Origin of the sequence: Phascolarctobacterium succinatutens (assembly GCF_958453765.1) — a bacterium.
Classification (GTDB): Bacteria; Bacillota; Negativicutes; order Acidaminococcales; family Acidaminococcaceae; genus Phascolarctobacterium_A; species Phascolarctobacterium_A succinatutens_B.
This window is the reverse complement of the sequence record NZ_CAUDZA010000004.1, coordinates 59,625-77,309: the sequence shown is the minus strand read 5'-3', so window position 1 is coordinate 77,309 and position 17,685 is coordinate 59,625. Positions and strand designations below refer to the sequence as shown.

At 49.8% G+C, this 17,685-nt stretch carries 18 protein-coding genes; all 18 read right to left on the bottom strand.

Annotated features, from left to right (window positions below):
* Positions 1-127: 127 nt before the first annotated feature.
* The 18 genes from thiE to Q7Q81_RS03165 all read right to left on the bottom strand — a co-directional run bounded on the left by thiE (position 128) and on the right by Q7Q81_RS03165 (position 17,682).
* Positions 128-763 carry a thiamine phosphate synthase gene (gene thiE, locus Q7Q81_RS03250; RefSeq protein WP_304222978.1) on the bottom strand — a complete coding sequence of 212 codons (636 nt, stop codon included), beginning with the start codon at positions 761-763 and terminating at the stop codon, positions 128-130.
* Positions 763-1,590, bottom strand: a complete 828-nt coding sequence (gene thiM, locus Q7Q81_RS03245; RefSeq protein WP_210684429.1) for a hydroxyethylthiazole kinase — start codon at positions 1,588-1,590, stop codon at positions 763-765. The genes thiE and thiM overlap by 1 nt, the downstream gene beginning before the upstream one ends.
* A complete protein-coding gene (gene thiD / locus Q7Q81_RS03240; protein ID WP_304273691.1) occupies positions 1,590-2,393 on the bottom strand; it encodes a bifunctional hydroxymethylpyrimidine kinase/phosphomethylpyrimidine kinase in 804 nt (267 codons plus the stop codon). The genes thiM and thiD overlap by 1 nt, the downstream gene beginning before the upstream one ends.
* 27 nt (positions 2,394-2,420) lie before the next feature.
* Positions 2,421-3,380 carry a ketopantoate reductase family protein gene (locus Q7Q81_RS03235; RefSeq protein WP_304273689.1) on the bottom strand — a complete coding sequence of 320 codons (960 nt, stop codon included), beginning with the start codon at positions 3,378-3,380 and terminating at the stop codon, positions 2,421-2,423.
* A gap of 204 nt (positions 3,381-3,584) precedes the next feature.
* Positions 3,585-4,457 (bottom strand): Rpn family recombination-promoting nuclease/putative transposase, encoded by an 873-nt coding sequence (locus Q7Q81_RS03230; protein WP_304134467.1) that lies wholly within the window; start codon positions 4,455-4,457, stop codon positions 3,585-3,587.
* A 319-nt stretch (positions 4,458-4,776) separates the two neighbouring features.
* The gene (locus Q7Q81_RS03225) at positions 4,777-5,601 is read right to left on the bottom strand and encodes an Asp23/Gls24 family envelope stress response protein (protein ID WP_009145763.1); all 825 of its coding nucleotides are present in this window, start codon (positions 5,599-5,601) and stop codon (positions 4,777-4,779) included.
* A complete protein-coding gene (locus tag Q7Q81_RS03220) occupies positions 5,592-6,416 on the bottom strand; it encodes a PHP domain-containing protein (RefSeq protein ID WP_304273687.1) in 825 nt (274 codons plus the stop codon). Before Q7Q81_RS03220 ends, Q7Q81_RS03225 begins: the two co-directional genes overlap by 10 nt.
* Positions 6,416-7,900: a leucyl aminopeptidase gene (locus Q7Q81_RS03215; protein ID WP_304273685.1), complete on the bottom strand. Its 1,485-nt coding sequence runs from the start codon at positions 7,898-7,900 to the stop codon at positions 6,416-6,418. The genes Q7Q81_RS03220 and Q7Q81_RS03215 overlap by 1 nt, the downstream gene beginning before the upstream one ends.
* Positions 7,901-7,919: 19 nt before the next feature.
* Positions 7,920-9,212 carry an SH3 domain-containing protein gene (locus tag Q7Q81_RS03210; protein WP_304273683.1) on the bottom strand — a complete coding sequence of 431 codons (1,293 nt, stop codon included), beginning with the start codon at positions 9,210-9,212 and terminating at the stop codon, positions 7,920-7,922.
* Positions 9,213-9,366: 154 nt separating this feature from the next.
* Positions 9,367-9,996, bottom strand: coding sequence for a glycerol-3-phosphate 1-O-acyltransferase PlsY (plsY, locus tag Q7Q81_RS03205; RefSeq protein WP_210684437.1), 630 nt, complete (start codon positions 9,994-9,996; stop codon positions 9,367-9,369).
* 21 nt (positions 9,997-10,017) lie between these two features.
* A complete protein-coding gene (der, locus tag Q7Q81_RS03200) occupies positions 10,018-11,346 on the bottom strand; it encodes a ribosome biogenesis GTPase Der (protein WP_021719958.1) in 1,329 nt (442 codons plus the stop codon).
* Between the two features lie 331 nt (positions 11,347-11,677).
* Positions 11,678-12,187, bottom strand: coding sequence for a cob(I)yrinic acid a,c-diamide adenosyltransferase (locus Q7Q81_RS03195; protein ID WP_304273681.1), 510 nt, complete (start codon positions 12,185-12,187; stop codon positions 11,678-11,680).
* 9 nt (positions 12,188-12,196) lie between these two features.
* Positions 12,197-13,480, bottom strand: a complete 1,284-nt coding sequence (locus tag Q7Q81_RS03190) for a DUF512 domain-containing protein (RefSeq protein ID WP_304273679.1) — start codon at positions 13,478-13,480, stop codon at positions 12,197-12,199.
* Between the two features lie 159 nt (positions 13,481-13,639).
* Positions 13,640-14,011 carry a hypothetical protein gene (locus Q7Q81_RS03185; RefSeq protein WP_304273677.1) on the bottom strand — a complete coding sequence of 124 codons (372 nt, stop codon included), beginning with the start codon at positions 14,009-14,011 and terminating at the stop codon, positions 13,640-13,642.
* A complete protein-coding gene (locus Q7Q81_RS03180) occupies positions 14,008-15,786 on the bottom strand; it encodes a dynamin family protein (protein WP_304273675.1) in 1,779 nt (592 codons plus the stop codon). The genes Q7Q81_RS03185 and Q7Q81_RS03180 overlap by 4 nt, the downstream gene beginning before the upstream one ends.
* Positions 15,787-15,824: 38 nt before the next feature.
* Positions 15,825-16,376, bottom strand: a complete 552-nt coding sequence (locus Q7Q81_RS03175) for a hypothetical protein (protein WP_304273673.1) — start codon at positions 16,374-16,376, stop codon at positions 15,825-15,827.
* A 20-nt stretch (positions 16,377-16,396) separates the two neighbouring features.
* Positions 16,397-16,609, bottom strand: a complete 213-nt coding sequence (locus tag Q7Q81_RS03170) for a hypothetical protein (RefSeq protein WP_304273671.1) — start codon at positions 16,607-16,609, stop codon at positions 16,397-16,399.
* A complete protein-coding gene (locus tag Q7Q81_RS03165; protein WP_304273669.1) occupies positions 16,606-17,682 on the bottom strand; it encodes a dynamin family protein in 1,077 nt (358 codons plus the stop codon). Before Q7Q81_RS03165 ends, Q7Q81_RS03170 begins: the two co-directional genes overlap by 4 nt.
* Positions 17,683-17,685 lie beyond the last annotated feature (3 nt).

The window sequence follows — 17,685 nt, the reverse complement described above, 5'->3', positions numbered from 1 at the left end:
TAGGCATATTAGTGAACATTTTTCAGTTTTAACTAAAAATAATTCGGAAAATCAGCTTTAATACAAAAATGGCCACCCTAAAAGATGACCATAATTTTATTGAACAGGAACGTTATTATAACGTTTATTATTTGGTAAACTCTTGGCTTACCCTGGCAATAGCTCTTACCGTAGCGCGGATATCAGGCTGCGCCAGTATGCCGCTGACTATGGCTGCGCCGTCAGCGCCTGCCGCGCGCACCTCGCGGTAATTGTCTGCAGTCACGCCGCCGATGCCGACAACAGGCAGTCCCTTCTCCCTGCAGATAGCCGTAAGTCCTTCCGTACCCAGCTTTTTAACGTCTGCCTTCGTAGCAGTGCCAAAGACAGCGCCGCAGCCAAGGTAATCCGCACCGCTTTGCAGCGCCGCTTTAGCCTCCGCCGGATTGTGCGCCGAAAGGCCGATGATGTAATCCTCGCCCAGAATCTTGCGTGCCGCAGCGCAGGGAAGGTCGTCCTGCCCCAAGTGTACGCCTGCTGCGCCCACCGCCATAGCGATATCCAGACGGTCGTTGATAATCAGCGGCACCTTAAAGCTGTCGCACAGTGCTTTCAGCTGCAGCGCTTCGGCGTACATCTCCGCGCTGGATGCCGTCTTGGCGCGGTACTGCACCAGCGTCACGCCGCCTTCGAGCGCCTCACGCACGCAGTCAAGCAGCGCCCTGCCCTGCAGGCAGCCATCGTCCGTAACCAGATAAATACTGTAATCAGGCTGTGCTTTCATCAGGACACCTTTTCCTCCGGCTTCAGGTTCACCAGATTCCACTTCGTAGTTACATGGTAAATTGCGTCAATCAGGCGCACCTTGAACATGCCGGGGCCGTCCTTCTTCTCGAGAAAGTTGGCTGCCAGCTCGGCGCTCTGGCCCATGATTACTACGCCCAGTGCTGCCGCAACGAGCATATCCTTGGTAATAGCGGCGCAGCAGGCAACTAAGGTAGTAGTCATGCAGCCGCTGCCGGTGATATCCTGCAGCAGCGGGTGACCGTTGTTCAGCACAACAGCCTGCTTGCCGTTGCTGATGTTGTCAATCGGGCCGGTAACAGCAAACACGCAGCCGAATTTCGCAGCAGCGTCCTTGGCGGTGCGCAGTGCTTCACCCTCTTCGGTCCCCTGCTCCATGTTGTCTACGCCACGGCCGCCGGTTGCGCCTAGCAGCAGCGCCTGACATTCGCTGTGGTTGCCGCGCACGATGTCAATATAGCCTGCGTTCAGCAGCTTCAGTGCGAAGTTCAAGCGTACGGTAGAAGCCATTACACCCACAGGGTCCAGCACTACGGGGATGCCCTTGGTTTTGGCCGCCTGCGCCGCACGCTCCATAGCTATTTGCTTATTAAAGCTCAGCGTACCAAGATTCAGCACCAGTGCATCGGCACCGGCGGTAATTTCAATAACCTCCTCCGGCTCATCGGCCATCACCGGAGAAGCGCCTGCTGCCAGCGCAGCATCTGCACAGCTTTCCGCCGTAACATAATTAGTAATTTCGTGGATGACAGGTCTTGCCTTACGCAGCTTGTCAACCAGCTCGCCAAAAGTATTTTTTAAATCCATTAGTCTAAGATACCAGCCTTTCTGTATAAATCAACAAAATGATGCGTCGGACCGCAGCCGCTGCCCAGTTCGATGCCATGCTCGATGGCTTCGGTAACGTAGGCCTTGGAGGCGCGTACCGCATCCGTCAGCCCAAGCCCCTTGGCCAGATTTGCCGCCAGACTGCTCGACAGTGTGCAGCCTGTGCCGTGGGTATTCTTCGTAGCAATGCGCTTGCCGGGGAACCATGTTTCCGTGCTGCCGTCAAAGAGTAAATCATCCGCCGTATCGCTTAAATGACCGCCCTTTACGAGCACAGCCTTCGCACCCAGAGCAATAATTTTTTCCGCTACTGCGCGCATCTGCGCTTTTTCCGTAACCTGCATACCGGTAATCGCCTCTGCTTCCGGCAGGTTGGGCGTAACCAGTGTAGCCAACGGCAGCAGCTCCTTAATCAGCGTTTCGCAGGCCTCCGGTGCCAGTAGCGGATAACCGCTTTTGGAAATCATCACCGGGTCCACCACTATAATGCGCGGCTGATAACGGCGCAGGCAGGCGGCAATCGTACGGATAATCTCCGGCTGCGATACCATGCCTATTTTCACTGCGTCCACACGGATATCGTCAAAAACGGCAGAAATCTGTGCTTCGACGATATCACAGTCAATATTCTGTACTGCGGTAACACCACAGGTGTTTTGTGCCGTAACGGCGGTAATGACGCTCATACCGAAGGTGCCATGAGCGGCAAAGGTCTTTAAATCGGCCTGGATTCCTGCGCCGCCGCTGGAATCACTGCCGGCAATCGTCAGCAAATTCTTCATCTGCTTTCTGCCTCCTTTAATGCGCACTCAACGCGCGCAGGTATTTTCCTTGTTCTGTCCGGAGTAATCGAACAGGCCATCGTTCTTTTCCTCCAACGCTTTGATAATATGATAGGTATATTCGTTGTAGGGAGTGGGAATCCCCAGCTCCTTGCCCATCGCCATCAGAGCACCGGAGAACATATCAATCTCGGTGTGTCTGCCTGCGTCCAGATCCTGCAGCGTGGAATAGCGCACAGATGGCGGAACGGCACTGCCACGGCCGGAGCTTGCGGGACATTTACTCATATCAATGCCCTTGGCGGCGGCGATGGCCTCCAGCTCACGGCGCAGACCTTCCTTAATAGCACGCATATGCTCACTGTCCTGATAGCAGCCAAGACCTGCGCCAATCACAGCCTGCGGCAGATTGTTGCAGACGTTCAGGCGGAACTTGCACCAGATTTCTTCATTAATGCAATCCGTATGACGGATATGGATATCGGCACTGTGCATAAGCGCTTCAATCGCCAGCACACGCTCGCTGTCAAAGGGAGCCTGCACTTCACCGAAAACAATACCGATAGTTTTTTCCGGGTTGAAGCGCACGCCGTTGCCCTCGTGACGCGACGCAATCTTAATCAGAGCAGGCAGAATCTGCTTGCTGTCGATAGCACCGGCAATAATCTCCTCGCTGTCCACGCCGTTCATCAGGCTCATGACAGTAGTATGGGGGCCTACTGCCTCGCGGATGCTTGCCAACGCGCCCGGCAGAGCGCCATATTTTAAGGCGACAATCAAAAGATCTACGCCCTTGGCCTCCTGCGGGCTCCACACCTGCGGATGATAGGTAACGTTGTTGATGGTGCAGCCCTCGTCACGCAAACGCGCAGCACGGCTGCCTTCGGCGATAATGCCGAATCTGATATCGGGGAGCTTGCTCAGTCCCCAGATTATATAAGAGCCAACGGCTCCTGCTCCTAAAAGTGCGACAGATTTTATCTCCATGCTTATCACTCCTTATTGCTTGCGAAAAAGCGCTGCAGGCCGTAGCGGAATTTATTCTGCTGAGGCTGTAACGCTCATTGCAGTAAAGCTAATTATACACTATATATTATAGCAGATTTTAGCGCATAAAAAAACAGCAGCGAAGTGCAAGGCACAAGCTGCTGTGAAGAACGGGTGAAATTTATAATATTATGGAAGAAGTTTTTATGCGGTCAGCTTGGAGGCAAGCTCACGTACCTCTGCTTCAGAAAGTTTAGAGTGACGTACAGTGAATTCGATACTCATGCCGTCAGCCAAAAGGCCTTTGGCAAGCTCGATTTTGTTTGCCTGCTCTTTTTTCTTAGCTTCTTTTGCGACTGCTTCAGCCTTTTTTGCAGCATATTCTTCAACTGCCTTCGCTGCTGCTTCTGCTTTTCTTGCAGCATATTCCTCAATTACGTCTGTCATTTTTTCTTCGCCCTCCTTGCTGTATTTCAAAAATTCCATGCGCTCGGCAAATTCTTGGTAATGTAAATTTTTAGGCTCTGTGCAGTATAAGTCCTGCATGAGCTTGCCCAGCGCTGTATCATCACGGCGCTGACTGTTGACATAAATAATATGCGAACCATCTTCAAAATCCCTAGCACTTTGCTTAATTGTTCGTCTTATATCATATAACGGCAAATTATCGCGCAAGACATCATTCTCGGTGATAAAAATCACGTAGGTATCCGGCAGCTCTTCATAGAGCTTACTTGGCTGCAGAAAATGCGTATCAAGAATACTGCTGTAAAATCTGGCACGTCTTGCCGGAGCGCCTTCATCGCTTCTCTGCACTTCTACGTTAAAATAACGTCCTTTGCTATCCTGCGCTAAAATATCCAGTTGCGAAGAATGTCCGTAGATATTTTGGATAAAGCTCTGTATTCTGACATTCTTCACTTTAATTTTATCATCTCCCAGGATAATGCGCAAGAAAACCTGCGCTGCTTTCTTGTTGTCATCAAGCATGAAGTTCATAAACCTGTTATTCATCATACATAGGCTACGGATGACCTGCTTGATTTCACTTTCTTGACTTGCTTCATTTGTCTGCATTACTTCAACTCCCTTCTTAATAAAAAACGCCATATGTACTACTTCAATAATACATAAGGCGTTCGTGACGCTGCAGTGACCGTGCTCCAGGCAGGTGTGCAAAATCTTATGGGTTTATATTATCAGATAATTGTGACAATGTCAAGAATAGTTAGAAAATTCTCTAATCCCTAAGATCAGCCTTCAAGATCTATATTTACTTCTTTCGTCCCCGAAAGAAGTTGAATTAACCCAAAGTATCAAAAAACAAAATCCCCCGCAGGGTTCCATACGGGGGATTTGTGCATCCTAAAGTATTCAAAGCATACAGCTGCTCTATTCACTTCTTCACAGCCAGGCTGCGGATGGAAACATTCACATTATTCACCTTCATGGCCGTCATATACTCAATCTTTTCCTTAATCTTCGCCTGGAACTGCTTGGTAACGGCAAAGAGCTTAACACCGTAATACAGCACAACCTCTACGCTGATAACAATGCCCTTGCTGTTGTCACTGCGGCGGCGCACCTTAATTGAGGTGATGCGCTCCACGCCCTCCAGCTTGCGCCCGATAATTTTGATGATATCCTCCAGCGCACTGTCGGAAATCAGCAGCTTGCCGTAAAAGCTAAACGAAGGACGTACAATAGAACGGTCCGCATCCTTCTCCTGCTTGCGCTGGCTGGAAAAAATATTATAGGGCAAATCGGCAAAATAGCCTGTGAAATGAGGTTTCAGCTCAATCGTCGGCACCGGCACGATATGTTTGCCCTCCTGCAGACGCGCATGGCGGGCCTTCTTGATTTCGGCCTTGCTGGCAATCTGGTTGATATACACCGTCTTAACCGGCTTATCCAGCTTCAGCCTGCCGATAATCTTGTTGATCATATTGTCCGAGGTAGCGATAATCAGCAGACGATGAATGTTGTTGGTCGCCAGCGCCTCACGCACCGCCTGCGCGTGCCCTTCATCTGTGAAGATAGCGCGCTTAACGGCCTGTATTCTGTTGTCTTCGTTTTTGGCGGAGGTGCCTGCCAGAATTTTGGTGCCCTTAATCAGCAGGCCGTCGTCAATAATAGCGTCACAGCGGTTGTCAAAGGCCACGCCGATGGCATGGTGGCTCTTGCCTGTGCCGCTGGGTCCTACAAAAGCAACTACTTCCATTCTATTACACCCTTAACATCATCATATTGCACCTGCCATATTCCGAGCTTTGTGGGGAAACGGTCAGGAATTCCATGAAAGTCACTGCCGCCGCTCACCAACAGTCCGCGCTCCTTTGCCAAAGCACGCCAATGGGCTTGCGCCTGCACATCTGCGCTGGGGTGCCACACCTCTATGCCGTCAAACGGTTCTGCGGCAAGCAAGCGCTCGGGCAGCGTTTTATCAACAAGCTCCGAGGGATGCGCCAGCACAGCTATGCCGCCTGCCTTGTGAATCAGCGCCACTGCCTCCTGCGGAGAAAGCTTGGGCTGCGGCACATACGCCGGTCCGCCGCGGTGCAGCAGTGCGTCAAAAACCTCCTGCACGGTAGCAAAATATCCCTTGGCCACCAGTGCCTTGGCCACATGCGGACGGCCTACTGCCCTGTTCTTGGGGTCGCAGGCCTCTACCTCTACATGGTAGCCTAATTTTTCCAGCTTTTCCAGCATGGCATATAAACGGTGCTCGCGCGCATGGCGCATTTCGTTCATTTTCTTATGCAGCGCTTCACAGTCCATAGAAACGTGATAGCCTAAAATATGCACGGCATCATCCTCGTACTGCGTTCCCAGCTCCACGCCGGTGAGGACGCGGATGCGTCCGCCGTAGCGCTTCGCCGCCTCGCGCGCCTCCGCCAGACCGTTCCACGAATCATGGTCGGTGACAGCGATAACGCTGATGCCTTTAGACACAGCCTCGTCCACCAGCATGGTCGGCGTATAGCGTCCGTCGCTGAAGGTGCTGTGCAAATGTAAATCTACAAGCTGCGTAGCCATTACAGCATACCTGCCAGCTTGATAAGCGTCATAGTGCCAAAGGCAGTACCGCCTTTAACCTTGAAGCCCTCCGTCTTGGTTGCGGTGGAGGTGCCGCCGATATCAAGATGCGCCCACGGGATATCTTTATCAACGAATTCACCAATGAACAGGCCGCCGGTGATGCAGCCGCCAGCACGTCCTGCGCTGTTCAGCAAATCGGCAACGTCGCTCTTGATGGCTTCCTTGCATTCGGGCAGGGAAGGCAGCTGCCAGTAGTTTTCACCGGCCATGCGACCTGCCAGCTTAATCTGCTCCACCAGCTCGTCGTCATTGGCCACAATCCCGCTGGTTTCATTGCCCAGGGCGATGATTACCGCACCGGTGAGCGTTGCTATATCAATAACCTTTTTGGCACCCATTTGGCAGGCATACCAGACTGCGTCCGCCAGCACCATGCGTCCTTCCGCATCGGTGGAAACAACCTCGATGGTCTTGCCGTTGGCTGCACGCACGATGTCGCCAGGGCGTTGCGCCTTGCCGTCAGGCATATTTTCCGCGCAGGCCAGCACACCGATAACGTTGCATTTCAGGCCTAAACGTGCGATGGCACGCATAGCGCCGAGCACAGCACCTGCACCTGTCATATCGTCCTTCATCTCGCCCATGTTATCGTCAGGCTTAATGGAAATACCGCCGCTGTCGAAGGTGATGCCCTTGCCTACGAAGGCTGTATAGGGAGCGTCACCGTTGCCGTTGTAGCGCAAGGCAACGAGGCACGGAGGGTTATGACTGCCCTGACCTACTGCCAGCAGTGCATGCATGCCTCTTGCTTCCATCAGTGTTTCGTCCATAATGGTAATTTCCAGCGGCAGCTCCTGCCCCAGCTTCAGGGCATCGTCAGCCATGGTCTGCGGTGTTACCACGTTACCGGGGTTATTCACCAGATCACGTGCATAGCACACTGCTTCCGCAGAGATTTCCGCAGCGTTAATGATTTCCGCCGCCTCCGGCACAGCGCTCAGCACGGTAGCCTCGCACAGCGGTGCCTGCTTTGCTTCGCTCTTGAAGCGGTTGAAGGTGTACGCGCCGAGGTACAGGCCTTCAACAAGCGCCTGCAGGTTTTTGCTGCGTTCGGCGTTCAACAGAATAGGTGCGGCAAGTACCGCTTTTTGCGCCTTATCCTTGTGCAAAGCGCGGGCAGCAGCGCCGGCAGACTTACGGAAATTGTTCGGCTTGCAGTCCTTGCCCTCGCCACAGCCTGCCAAAAGCAGTGTCAGCAAACCTTCTCCCTGCGGCAGCACCAGTGTGGTTACGCTGCCTGCGTCATAAATATCATCGTGCTGTGCAGTGTACGCCATCACCGCCTTGGCTGCAGCCTCCGGCAGCTCCAGCTTGTCGATAGCTGCCGCACATTCCTTACACAGAAAGAGGACAATACTGTCCGCATCATTATAAGCTGCAGCGTTGACTTCCGCTGCAATGCATTGAAATTGGTTTAACATATCTTAAACTCTCCTATCATTATTTATATTCTATTGCAGTCTGCAATTCGTTAAGCATGGTATTGCCGCTGGAACGCTGCAACGACAAATCGCTCACCAGCACCTTCATCTCACGCATCAGGCGGCCCTTGGAAAAATAAGAGCCCAGCGCATGAATCGTATACGGTGTCTGGTTGATATTGCCGATATACATCAGGCAATGGCCATCCATATAAAGCGCTGCACCGGGCATCAGCTTGCTGATAACGGTGGCGCGTTCCTGTGAGCTGCCGCTGAGCTTTTTCTTCGTGCCTGCGGTCAACTCCTGCTGGTCGGCATTACGCGGCAGCACAATGCCCACAGTGCGGTAAGCATTGAACACCAGGCTTGAGCAATCCACGCTGTTTTTCAAACCGCCCCAGCCATAAGGCTTGCCGTAAAATTTGAAGGCGGAATTAAGCAGATTATTGCTTGTATAGGGCAAATAGCCGTAATGCACGGCGGATGCAGCCTTCGGCACCAACAGCTTCTGCTTCTGCAGCTGGCCTGCTTTAGTGCGCACAGGCGCAATTACCGTATAGGTATTGCTTTGCACACTGTCAACCGGCAGGCGTGCTCCCTGTTGGTACAGCACCTGCTCGCCGTCTGTTTTCAGGTTATATTCCGCATCGGTAACAACAAGAAACTTCTGCGGCTTTACAAAGCTGTTCCAGGAATTCTTATCGGTCATGGCTACATTATACTTGCTCACCCAACCGCTGTAATTTACTGCCTGCACGTAGTAAAAATAACCGTTGGCACTGGTGTGCAGCACAGCCACAGGCTCGCCGGGGTCCAGCATAGTTTCTTGCAGCGCGTCAAAATCTCTGTCTCCCGCGTAATAATACAGGCCTTCGCCCGTAGGCAGCGCACGCACCGCTGTACGGCGCACCGTCACTGCGTATTGCACAGCCACGCTTTTGGGAATAGCGCTGATATTGCTCTGTTTGCGTAGGATATTCTTATAGTTTTCGCTCACCTTGTTGCCATGCAGATACAGGTCATCGTCAAGGATAGAATAATCCATAATCCTCGTTTTGAGCGCATCACCGCTCATCGTCGCAGGATAATTTGCCAGGTCAGGCATACTGCGGGAAGCAGCGCGCACCTTGACGTTGAAGGCTGCCACACCCTTCGCATCCAGAATAACCGTATCACCGCTCTTATTCTGCTCCGTCCAGTGCGACGGATTCACCAGCGGCGGATAATTGGTAATGCCTGCGGCCGAAGCACCCAAAGGCAGCAGCAGTCCGCAAACAACAGCAGCTGTATATAAAAGCTTTGCTAATCGCAATTTCGTTCCTCCCTTCTTGCAGCATATATTTTACTGCAAGTAACCTAAAATACTTGTAATATTATTATATTCTTTAGGCAGAACAAAAATCCTGCTTTAGTATATGAAAAAAGCTGATGTAAGCATTGGCCTACATCAGCGTAGAAGCGATATTTTATTTCTGCAGATCCTTGGCATTGCCCGGTTTGATTTTGCTTTCGGTGCCTGTGAGCAGGCGATGGATATTTTCCTTGTGGCGCAAAACTACAAAGAAAGCGGCAACCACCGAGAAAATCACATAGGCAGAGGGATAACCCAGATACCACGCCAGCGGCGGCGTAAAGATGGCAGCCATAATGGAGCCAAGCGATACATAGCGCGTCAGCAGCACGCACACCAGCCAGATACCGAAGCTAGCCACAGCAACCTTAGGCATCATGAAAATCAACAGGCCCAGTGCGGTCGCAACGCCCTTGCCACCCTTAAAGCCCAGAAAAAGCGAATAATTGTGTCCCAAAAGCGCCCCCAAAGCCGTAACCACATCCAGCAGCGGATTGTGGAAAAAATAACTCATAATACCAACCGCGAGAATACCCTTGAAGGCATCGGCAATCAGCACCAGCACCGCAGTCTTGGGACCGACGGTACGGAAAACGTTCGTCGTGCCGATATTTTTGCTGCCGTAATTACGGATATCAATACCGTGAAAGGCCTGCACCAGCCATAAGCCGCTGGGAACAGAGCCGCAGACATGACCGAGCACAAAGCCCAGCAGAAAATGTAATATACCCACCTCATTGAACATAACAAATCACCTGACTTTTATTTATTCATCCTCGTTCTTACCACGGATAATCATCTGAATAGGTGTGCCTTCAAAGCCAAAGGCCTCACGCAGTTTGTTCTCCAGATAACGTTGATAGGAGAAATGCATGATTTCCGGTTCGTTGACAAAGATAACAAAGGTTGGCGGTTTGATTTTAACCTGTGTAACATAAAGAATCTTAAGACGCTTGCCTTTTTCGGTCGGCGGCGGATTGATAGCCACAGCGTCCTCGATAACCTGGTTGAGAATACTGGTAGCGATACGCATAGCATTCTGCTCGGCAACATAGGAGATAACCTCCGGCAGTCGGTGAATACGCTGCTTGGTAACGGCAGAAACGAAAACTACCGGCGCATACTGCAGGAAAACAAGCTCCTTGCGCAAAGTTTCGGTATAACGCAGAGTGGAGGAATTGTCCTTCTCGTACAAATCCCACTTGTTGACAACCAGAATAACAGCCTTGCCTGCCTCATGAGCATAGCCGACGATACGTTTATCCTGCTCGGTAACACCCTCGACAGCATCAAAAACCATCAGCACAACGTCACTGCGGTCAACTGCGCGCAGTGAACGCATAACGCTGTATTTTTCAATCGGTTCGTCAACCTTAGCCTTGCGGCGCATGCCTGCGGTATCAATGAACAGGTACTTCTGACCGTTGCGTACTACCGGAGTATCAATCGCATCACGGGTAGTGCCTGCAACATCACTTACGATAGAACGCTCCTCGCCTACCAGTGCGTTGAAAATAGAGGACTTGCCCACATTAGGACGGCCGATCAGAGCAACCTTGATTTCGTCCTCTTCCTCCAGGTCGCCTGCCATCTTATCGGACGGGAACTTGGCAACAACGGCATCCAGCAAATCGCCCAGGCCCAAATGGTTGGACGCGGAAACAGCAATCGGATCACCGATACCCAGATTATAGAATTCAAAGGTATTCATCTCCTGCTTCGGAGAATCCGCCTTATTGACAGCCAGCACAATCGGCTTCTTGGACTGACGCAGCAGACGGGCAACGTCAGCATCCTCGGTAGTAATGCCTGCGCGCGCATCGCAGACGAACAGAATAACGTCCGCCTCCTTAATCGCAATCTGTGCCTGCTGACGGATAGAAACAGCAATAGCATCGGCATTCATGATTTCGATACCGCCGGTATCAACCATCATAAACTCGTGGTCCAGCCATTCGGCGGTAGCATACAGACGGTCGCGGGTAACGCCCGGTGTATCCTCAACAATGGAAATCCTGCTGTTGGCAAAAATATTAAAAAGAGTAGATTTGCCTACGTTCGGACGTCCAACTATAGCAACTATCGGTTTAGCCATAATCAAATCTCCTTCATCATAATAAATTTTTTAGTATGTGTCTATCATAGAAATGTAAATTTTTTGTATATTTATGGGGAATATGTCTATTACAGCGCATACAACCCTCAGTCATCGCCTTCGGCGATGCCAGCTCCCTTGACGCTACGACCCAGTTTGTCGCAAGCACAACCCTCAGTCAAAATCACTGACGTGATTTTGCCAGCTCCCTTTCAGGGAGCATATAGAGGTTAGCGATAATTGTGAACTATAATCTTAAATCGAGCCTACTATATCTCCCCTGAAAGGGGAGGTGGCTACGAGCGTCAGCGAGTAGACGGAAGGGTTGCCTCTAGTGATCAATTCCATTCCTGGAAGAAACTCCCTTATGGAAGTAATGCTTAACCTCGCTCATATCAGTAACAAGGTCGGCAATTTTAATAAGCTCTTCCGGTGCACCTCTACCAGTAGTAACAACCTCAACGTTATTTTTATGCTCACGCAAAAAATCGACAACCTCCTGCGTTGGCAGCATCTGAGTAGCAAGCACAATATTCAGCTCATCGAGGATAATAATGTCCGCAGCGTGCGAGCTGATAGCCTCTTTCGCCTCTTCCCAGCCGTCACGGCACATCCTCAAATCAATAGGATCAGGATTATGGAAATTAACAAAGGCGTCGCGTCCCACCTGCCGCAGCGTAAACCAGGGCAGATTCTTTGCAGCCCGCGCCTCGCCGTACTCAGGATCATCCTTCAAAAATGAAAGCATCAGTGTCTTCATACCATAACCGGAGGCACGCAACGCTACGCCCAAAGCGGCAGTAGTCTTGCCCTTGCCTGTACCTGTATAAACCTGCAGCATACGCTTCACCTATCTTTCCAATAATAAATGCAGCAGCTCCTTCGCACCCTTGGCAATTTCCACCTTGCCGGGGTAACGCTCCTTGAACTGCGCCAGCGACATATCATCCAAAAACAGCTTATCATTATTCAAAACCACATCCGGCAGAATAATCTTCTTGTCCTGAACGTTCGCTAAGATATCGCTGCCCGTCAAAAGACCGGTAACATTCACCTTGCCGCCGAAAAAGCTGTTAGGCACAGGCACAAAACGGTGCTCCGAACCGAACTGACTGTTCAGCTTCGCCATCAAAGGCTCCAGCACACGGTAAGCGCCCTCACCCACGGGAATCACCGCAGGCTCTGCAGCATGAAAGCTCTGCATCTGCGCCAACGCCTCGTCCCACTCCAGCATAAAGTTGGCCGTAAGGCCGATGCCGTTTTCCAGCTGCGGGAAGCCGTCGTACCATTCGGTAGGAGGAAAAGGCTTTTCCGCCAGCAGATAAAATTCATCGCCCAAGTAGATAAACGTCTTGCCTGTTTCCTTACGGCAGCGCTCCTGCCATGCGGTCACCTGCTCCACAACCTCTGCGGCCTGCTCCTTCGTAAAGGTAGCAAGCTGTGTCAGGTGCTCGCGGTGCTTAGTAGTACCTACGGGAACAACCGCCATAGTCAGTACATTGGGATACTGCGCGTACAAATCGTGGAAGCTCTTGGCAAGAATCTCGCCGTCATTATAACCGGGGCAGCACACAATCTGCGTATGCACCTGAATGCCCGCATCGAACAAAAGCTGCAAGCGCTCCATCAGCTGACCGGCGAAACGGTTGTGCATCATCTGGCAGCGCACCTGCGGGTCGGTAGCGTGTACCGAAACATATAGCGGCGTAAGATGCGTGCGGATAATACGTTCAAAATCTTCATCCTTCATATTGGTGAGTGTAATGAAGTTACCATATAAGAAGGACAGACGGTAATCGTCATCACGCACATACAGACCCGGACGCATACCGGGAATCATCTGGTCAACAAAGCAGAAAACACAGTTATTGTAGCAGGTCGCAACTCTGTCGAAAACTGCGGAATCAAACTCCAGGCCAAGATCCTCATCCGGATATTTTTCTATATGTACCTGACGGCGTGTGCCATCGGTGGCCTCTATCTCCAGATCAACCTCGTAATCGGAGGTATAGAAGCTCAATTCAATTATATCCTTAACCTGTACGCCGTCCACGCTGCACAGCTTTTCGCCGGCCTTGATGCCTGCGTCCGCTGCCAAACTGTTCTTGCGTACACCACTAATAAGTCCTACCATTACAACTCCTTAAAAAAATGCAGATAATCAACCGTGAAAAGATTAGTCGTCAAATTATTATATCATATTAGCTTAAAGAATGCAAAAAGGGGACGCTATATACGCTAAAAGCTTCCGGACGAGCCATAAAAGCAGGTCTGGAAGCTTTTATTGTGTAAATCAGTACTTAGATGACAAATTATTATAAGGATTGCCGTCAGGCAGAGTGCGATAATGCTCGCCAACATAGGTGCCGTCACTTCGTGTATAACCATCGACATGCACTAGCGGTCTGCCATCATCACCAAAAATCAGTGGATGCGCCTGATAGTTATGAGCGTGCACCAATGGATCTACCTCGCACAAAATGCAATGAGCATTACCATGACCAATGGCTGCACTCGCATCATGATAAAATGCTGCCCCGCCATCTAGGGGCAACAAATGCGCATCATAATGGCCTGTGCCGTCATGAATATAGCCACCATCATCATTATGAGTGTAGGAATCATGTCCATACATATTATGGTCAAATTGGTCAAAAATGTTCATCTTAATACACCTCCTGTAATGCTTGTAATGCCTTGTAATGTTTTGTTGATGCTGTTGATTTCCGCACTGAGCTTGGCAATTTCTCCGCCTAAATCATTGCTCAAATGCTTCTTTTCATCTATTTCTGCATCTATACGCGACCGCAAATCCTCCAACACGGTATCATAAGCATATTCCGAATTTTTTATAATAGTCGTGCTCTGTTCATCAATATATTTATGCAGCTCCTGCTGCATCCGAAAAACGCAGTCCGACAGCTGCTCCTGAATGGACGGAATAACCTGCTCCTTCGCTGTAGCCAGCTGATCCTCTAAGAATCTGCGCTGCAAAAATGGGAACGCTGCCATGCTGATAAACGGCATCAGTACTGGTCCGCCAATCAGCATTAGTAGGCCCGCGCCGCCAGCTGTAAGCGCTCCGGCCTTTACAGTTGCATTGGACACATCCAGCGCCGTAACATTCACGCCATAGCCGCCACTACTAACCTTACCGCCAAAGTTAGCGTTCAACGCAATCTTTTGGTTGAATCGATAAGAAATGCCGCGATCAATTTCTTTTTCCACTGTACGCAGCAGGACGTCAATATTAGGCGCATAGCTCATAAGCCAATTTTCCAGCTCTCGCTGTATCGCCTTAGAAACACGCTGCTCCACATAATCCTTAAAATCAAGACCTTTATAAAACTGTACGTCGTCAATAATCCTTTCTTCTAACCTTTTATAGAAGAAGCGTAAGGATTTATCCGTCATCGCGATGATATTCTTCTTTTCCTCTTCTACAAAGCCAGCCAGCTTCTGTTTATTTTCTAGCTGCTCGTCGAACAGCTCCTGCAAGCCAGCCTGCGCCTCTCGCAGCTTCTCCAAGTCTGCGGATTTCAAGGCTCGTTTATATTCCAACTCACTGCCTAAGCCTAGCAGCACGGTCTGCACTCTGGCCTTATAGCGTGCCAGCTTTTCTTCCTCCACACGACCTTCGCTGACAGTTTTTTGTAGAGTTGTCTTTATTTCCATAATACCAGAAGCATCAATAAAATTCTGCTTTTGCTCCAACACACCACGCAAAGCCATTTTTGCTGAAAGTGGATACATATTCAAAGCCTTCAGCGGATGCTCGCTTTCAGAGAACGCCTTGATCATGTGTACTTGCAGATTTTCCCAAAAATCCTCGTCCTCTTCATCATCAATGTTATCATATTTGTTGACAAGAAAAATGATATTATCTATACCCTGTGCCAGCAGCTTTTTTTCAATAAAATCAAGCTCAGATTTTTTCAGCGGAGAGTTGGCGTCCAGCAAAAATAAAACAGCATTAGCCTTGGGAATAAAGTTATAGGTCACGTCGCAGCGCTGCTCGTTGAGGTCCGAAACACCAGGAGTATCAACGATGACGACGTTGTTATTCAAAAGCTTGAATGGATAACCAATTTTAAGATATTTGATTTTACTACATTCGTCAGTCTGGTTTTTAGCAGAGAAGCGCTCCAAAAAGCTCCTTTCCACCTGCCCACACTCTACGCTTCCGTCCTGCATAATGATTTCTAGCTCTGGCTTTTCGTTGTAAATCAAGGCGTTAATCGTCGCTGTTTCCGGCAGTACATCCGTCGGCAGCAGGTCATTGCCTATCAGCGCATTAATAAAGGTTGATTTACCGCGTTTAAATTCGCCTAAGACAACTACGACAAAAAAATCATTTTTGATATCCTGCTGCAGCTCCGTAAGTTTTTCGTAGGCAGCTGTATTCTCCTGCACAAAATCCTGTGCTAATAGTTCATACAAAACTGCTTGAATCCTCTTTTTTGCCTCAACTGTACTCATTATTTAAGCACCTCATTTAACTTATTTTGCAGGCCTGCAATAGTCTGCTGCTTTTTATCTAAATCAGCAAGTACGTCATCTACGTTCTGCTGCCTGCTTTCCTTTTGCTGAATCAAGGACTGCAGCTGATCGTTCATCTCGCCCACACGCTCGTCGACTTCGGTCTGCATCTCCTGACAAATCTGCTGCACGCTCTTATTGTACTGGTCGGCAATATTTTTGCTAAAATCGCGCAGATTGCTGTTGAACTGACTGCGCACCTGCTCCTTTGTTTTACGCTTTTTGTCCTCAAATGGATTGGCACCGCCACTAAGGAACCAGGCTGCTGCACCTGCCAGCAAGCCGAATATACCGCCAAATAGCGCACCAACAATTAAACCAGAGCCTACGGCTGTACCTAAGCTATCATTATTATTAGCATTAGTAGGCACATTATGGATTTCTCCTAACGCCGCAAAACGATTGGTTATCGGCAAAGTAGCAGCGTCAAAGTCCATGTCCTGCCAAATCTGCTTGAGTTTTTCTGCCGCCTGCGCTACCTCTTCCTGCACAAGTTTGTTTTGCAGATCGTTTATATCCTTGATAAACTGCTTTTGAATAGGCGTAACAGTTCCGAACCGGAAAGCTCACTGATGTTGCCGTCATAGCCATCTATTGAGCCTATGGCTGCCTGCTTGATTTTGTTGGCAGTCAAGTCTGCCAGCTGCTCAATATCCATCTGCCTGCTTTCAAGCTGCATCTGTAAGCCCTGCGTAATCTGCGCCGCCATACTCTTGGTTTTCATAAACTTAGGCCGTTCTTCAAAAGCTTAGCCTTTAAATCGTCTAAGGAATGAGAAAGTCCTTCCTTCTGCACTGCTATGCCGTGCTCTGCTTCTCTCAATGCCAGGTAGCAGCGTTCTGCATATTTTTTCAGCTTGGCATTGCCCTTTTCTTCGCTGAGAAAGCGAGCTAAGGCAGTTTCTAACTCCTCAATGCCAGTCTCTTTCAAGGTAGCAGGACAGTTCAGCAAGGCCTTAGTCTTCAAAGCCTCGCCTGCCTGCTTACGGCGATAAAGCAATGCCTGCTTGCTGCTCACGATAAAAATGCGCTGAGAAAAATCCTGCACGTCCTGCAAATTGTCTAGCACATGCTTAACTACACGCTCTTCCTGCCCTATAACCTCGTCCTTGTAGTTGATGACGATAACAATATCCTTGATATTGTTACCCACAACCTGCTCGACGAGGAATTCCTTTTCTGTGCGCGTCAAGGGCTGCGTTGCCGAAAGTACCAGAATCGCTGCCTCTGCCTGACGCAAAAAGCGATAGGTGATTTCAATGCGGCCTACATTAAGGTCATTCGTGCCCGGCGTGTCCACTACATCTACCTTGTTTTCGCAGAAGGATAAGGGATAGGAAATCTCCGCATGGTCGATGTTGCCAAAATCCACATGGCTTTCTTCATGCTTGAGCTTGCTCACAACCCCCTTTAGCAAAGAGAATTTATCCGGTTTATCCTCGGTCTGCGCCTTGATGAGGTCAAACTCCTCCTTGCTAATCTCCTGCTTCTTGCCGTCCTTATAAAATAATGTATACTTTTCCTGCTCACCATAGACAATTTTACTGATGATATTCGTTGTAGGATTAGCACTAGCAGGTAAAATGCTTCTTCCCAGTAAGGCGTTGATAAAGGTCGACTTGCCACGGGAAAACTCACCGATAATGACGAGATTAAAGCGCTCGTCTGCGAGGCGGGCGGCGTCATCTGTCATGCGCTTGTAGGCGCTGGTTAGGTTGAGGGATTGGAGAACGGAGAGAGTGGTGGTGATGGTTTGTTGTAATTTTGTTTTTCTATTGTTGTAGAGAGTAAAGTCCATGGT

Coding starts and splice junctions, on each gene's coding strand:
- Q7Q81_RS03195 (WP_304273681.1), bottom strand. CDS start 12,187: ATGCTGCAGGTTTATACAGGTACAGGCAAGGGCAAGACTACTGCCGCT.
- thiD (WP_304273691.1), bottom strand. CDS start 2,393: ATGAAGAATTTGCTGACGATTGCCGGCAGTGATTCCAGCGGCGGCGCA.
- Q7Q81_RS03235 (WP_304273689.1), bottom strand. CDS start 3,380: ATGGAGATAAAATCTGTCGCACTTTTAGGAGCAGGAGCCGTTGGCTCT.
- Q7Q81_RS03185 (WP_304273677.1), bottom strand. CDS start 14,011: ATGAACATTTTTGACCAATTTGACCATAATATGTATGGACATGATTCC.
- Q7Q81_RS03220 (WP_304273687.1), bottom strand. CDS start 6,416: ATGGCTACGCAGCTTGTAGATTTACATTTGCACAGCACCTTCAGCGAC.
- Q7Q81_RS03215 (WP_304273685.1), bottom strand. CDS start 7,900: ATGTTAAACCAATTTCAATGCATTGCAGCGGAAGTCAACGCTGCAGCT.
- Q7Q81_RS03170 (WP_304273671.1), bottom strand. CDS start 16,609: ATGAAAACCAAGAGTATGGCGGCGCAGATTACGCAGGGCTTACAGATG.
- Q7Q81_RS03165 (WP_304273669.1), bottom strand. CDS start 17,682: ATGGACTTTACTCTCTACAACAATAGAAAAACAAAATTACAACAAACC.
- thiM (WP_210684429.1), bottom strand. CDS start 1,590: ATGGATTTAAAAAATACTTTTGGCGAGCTGGTTGACAAGCTGCGTAAG.
- Q7Q81_RS03225 (WP_009145763.1), bottom strand. CDS start 5,601: ATGGAAGTAGTTGCTTTTGTAGGACCCAGCGGCACAGGCAAGAGCCAC.
- plsY (WP_210684437.1), bottom strand. CDS start 9,996: ATGTTCAATGAGGTGGGTATATTACATTTTCTGCTGGGCTTTGTGCTC.
- Q7Q81_RS03190 (WP_304273679.1), bottom strand. CDS start 13,480: ATGGTAGGACTTATTAGTGGTGTACGCAAGAACAGTTTGGCAGCGGAC.
- der (WP_021719958.1), bottom strand. CDS start 11,346: ATGGCTAAACCGATAGTTGCTATAGTTGGACGTCCGAACGTAGGCAAA.
- Q7Q81_RS03230 (WP_304134467.1), bottom strand. CDS start 4,457: ATGCAGACAAATGAAGCAAGTCAAGAAAGTGAAATCAAGCAGGTCATC.
- thiE (WP_304222978.1), bottom strand. CDS start 763: ATGAAAGCACAGCCTGATTACAGTATTTATCTGGTTACGGACGATGGC.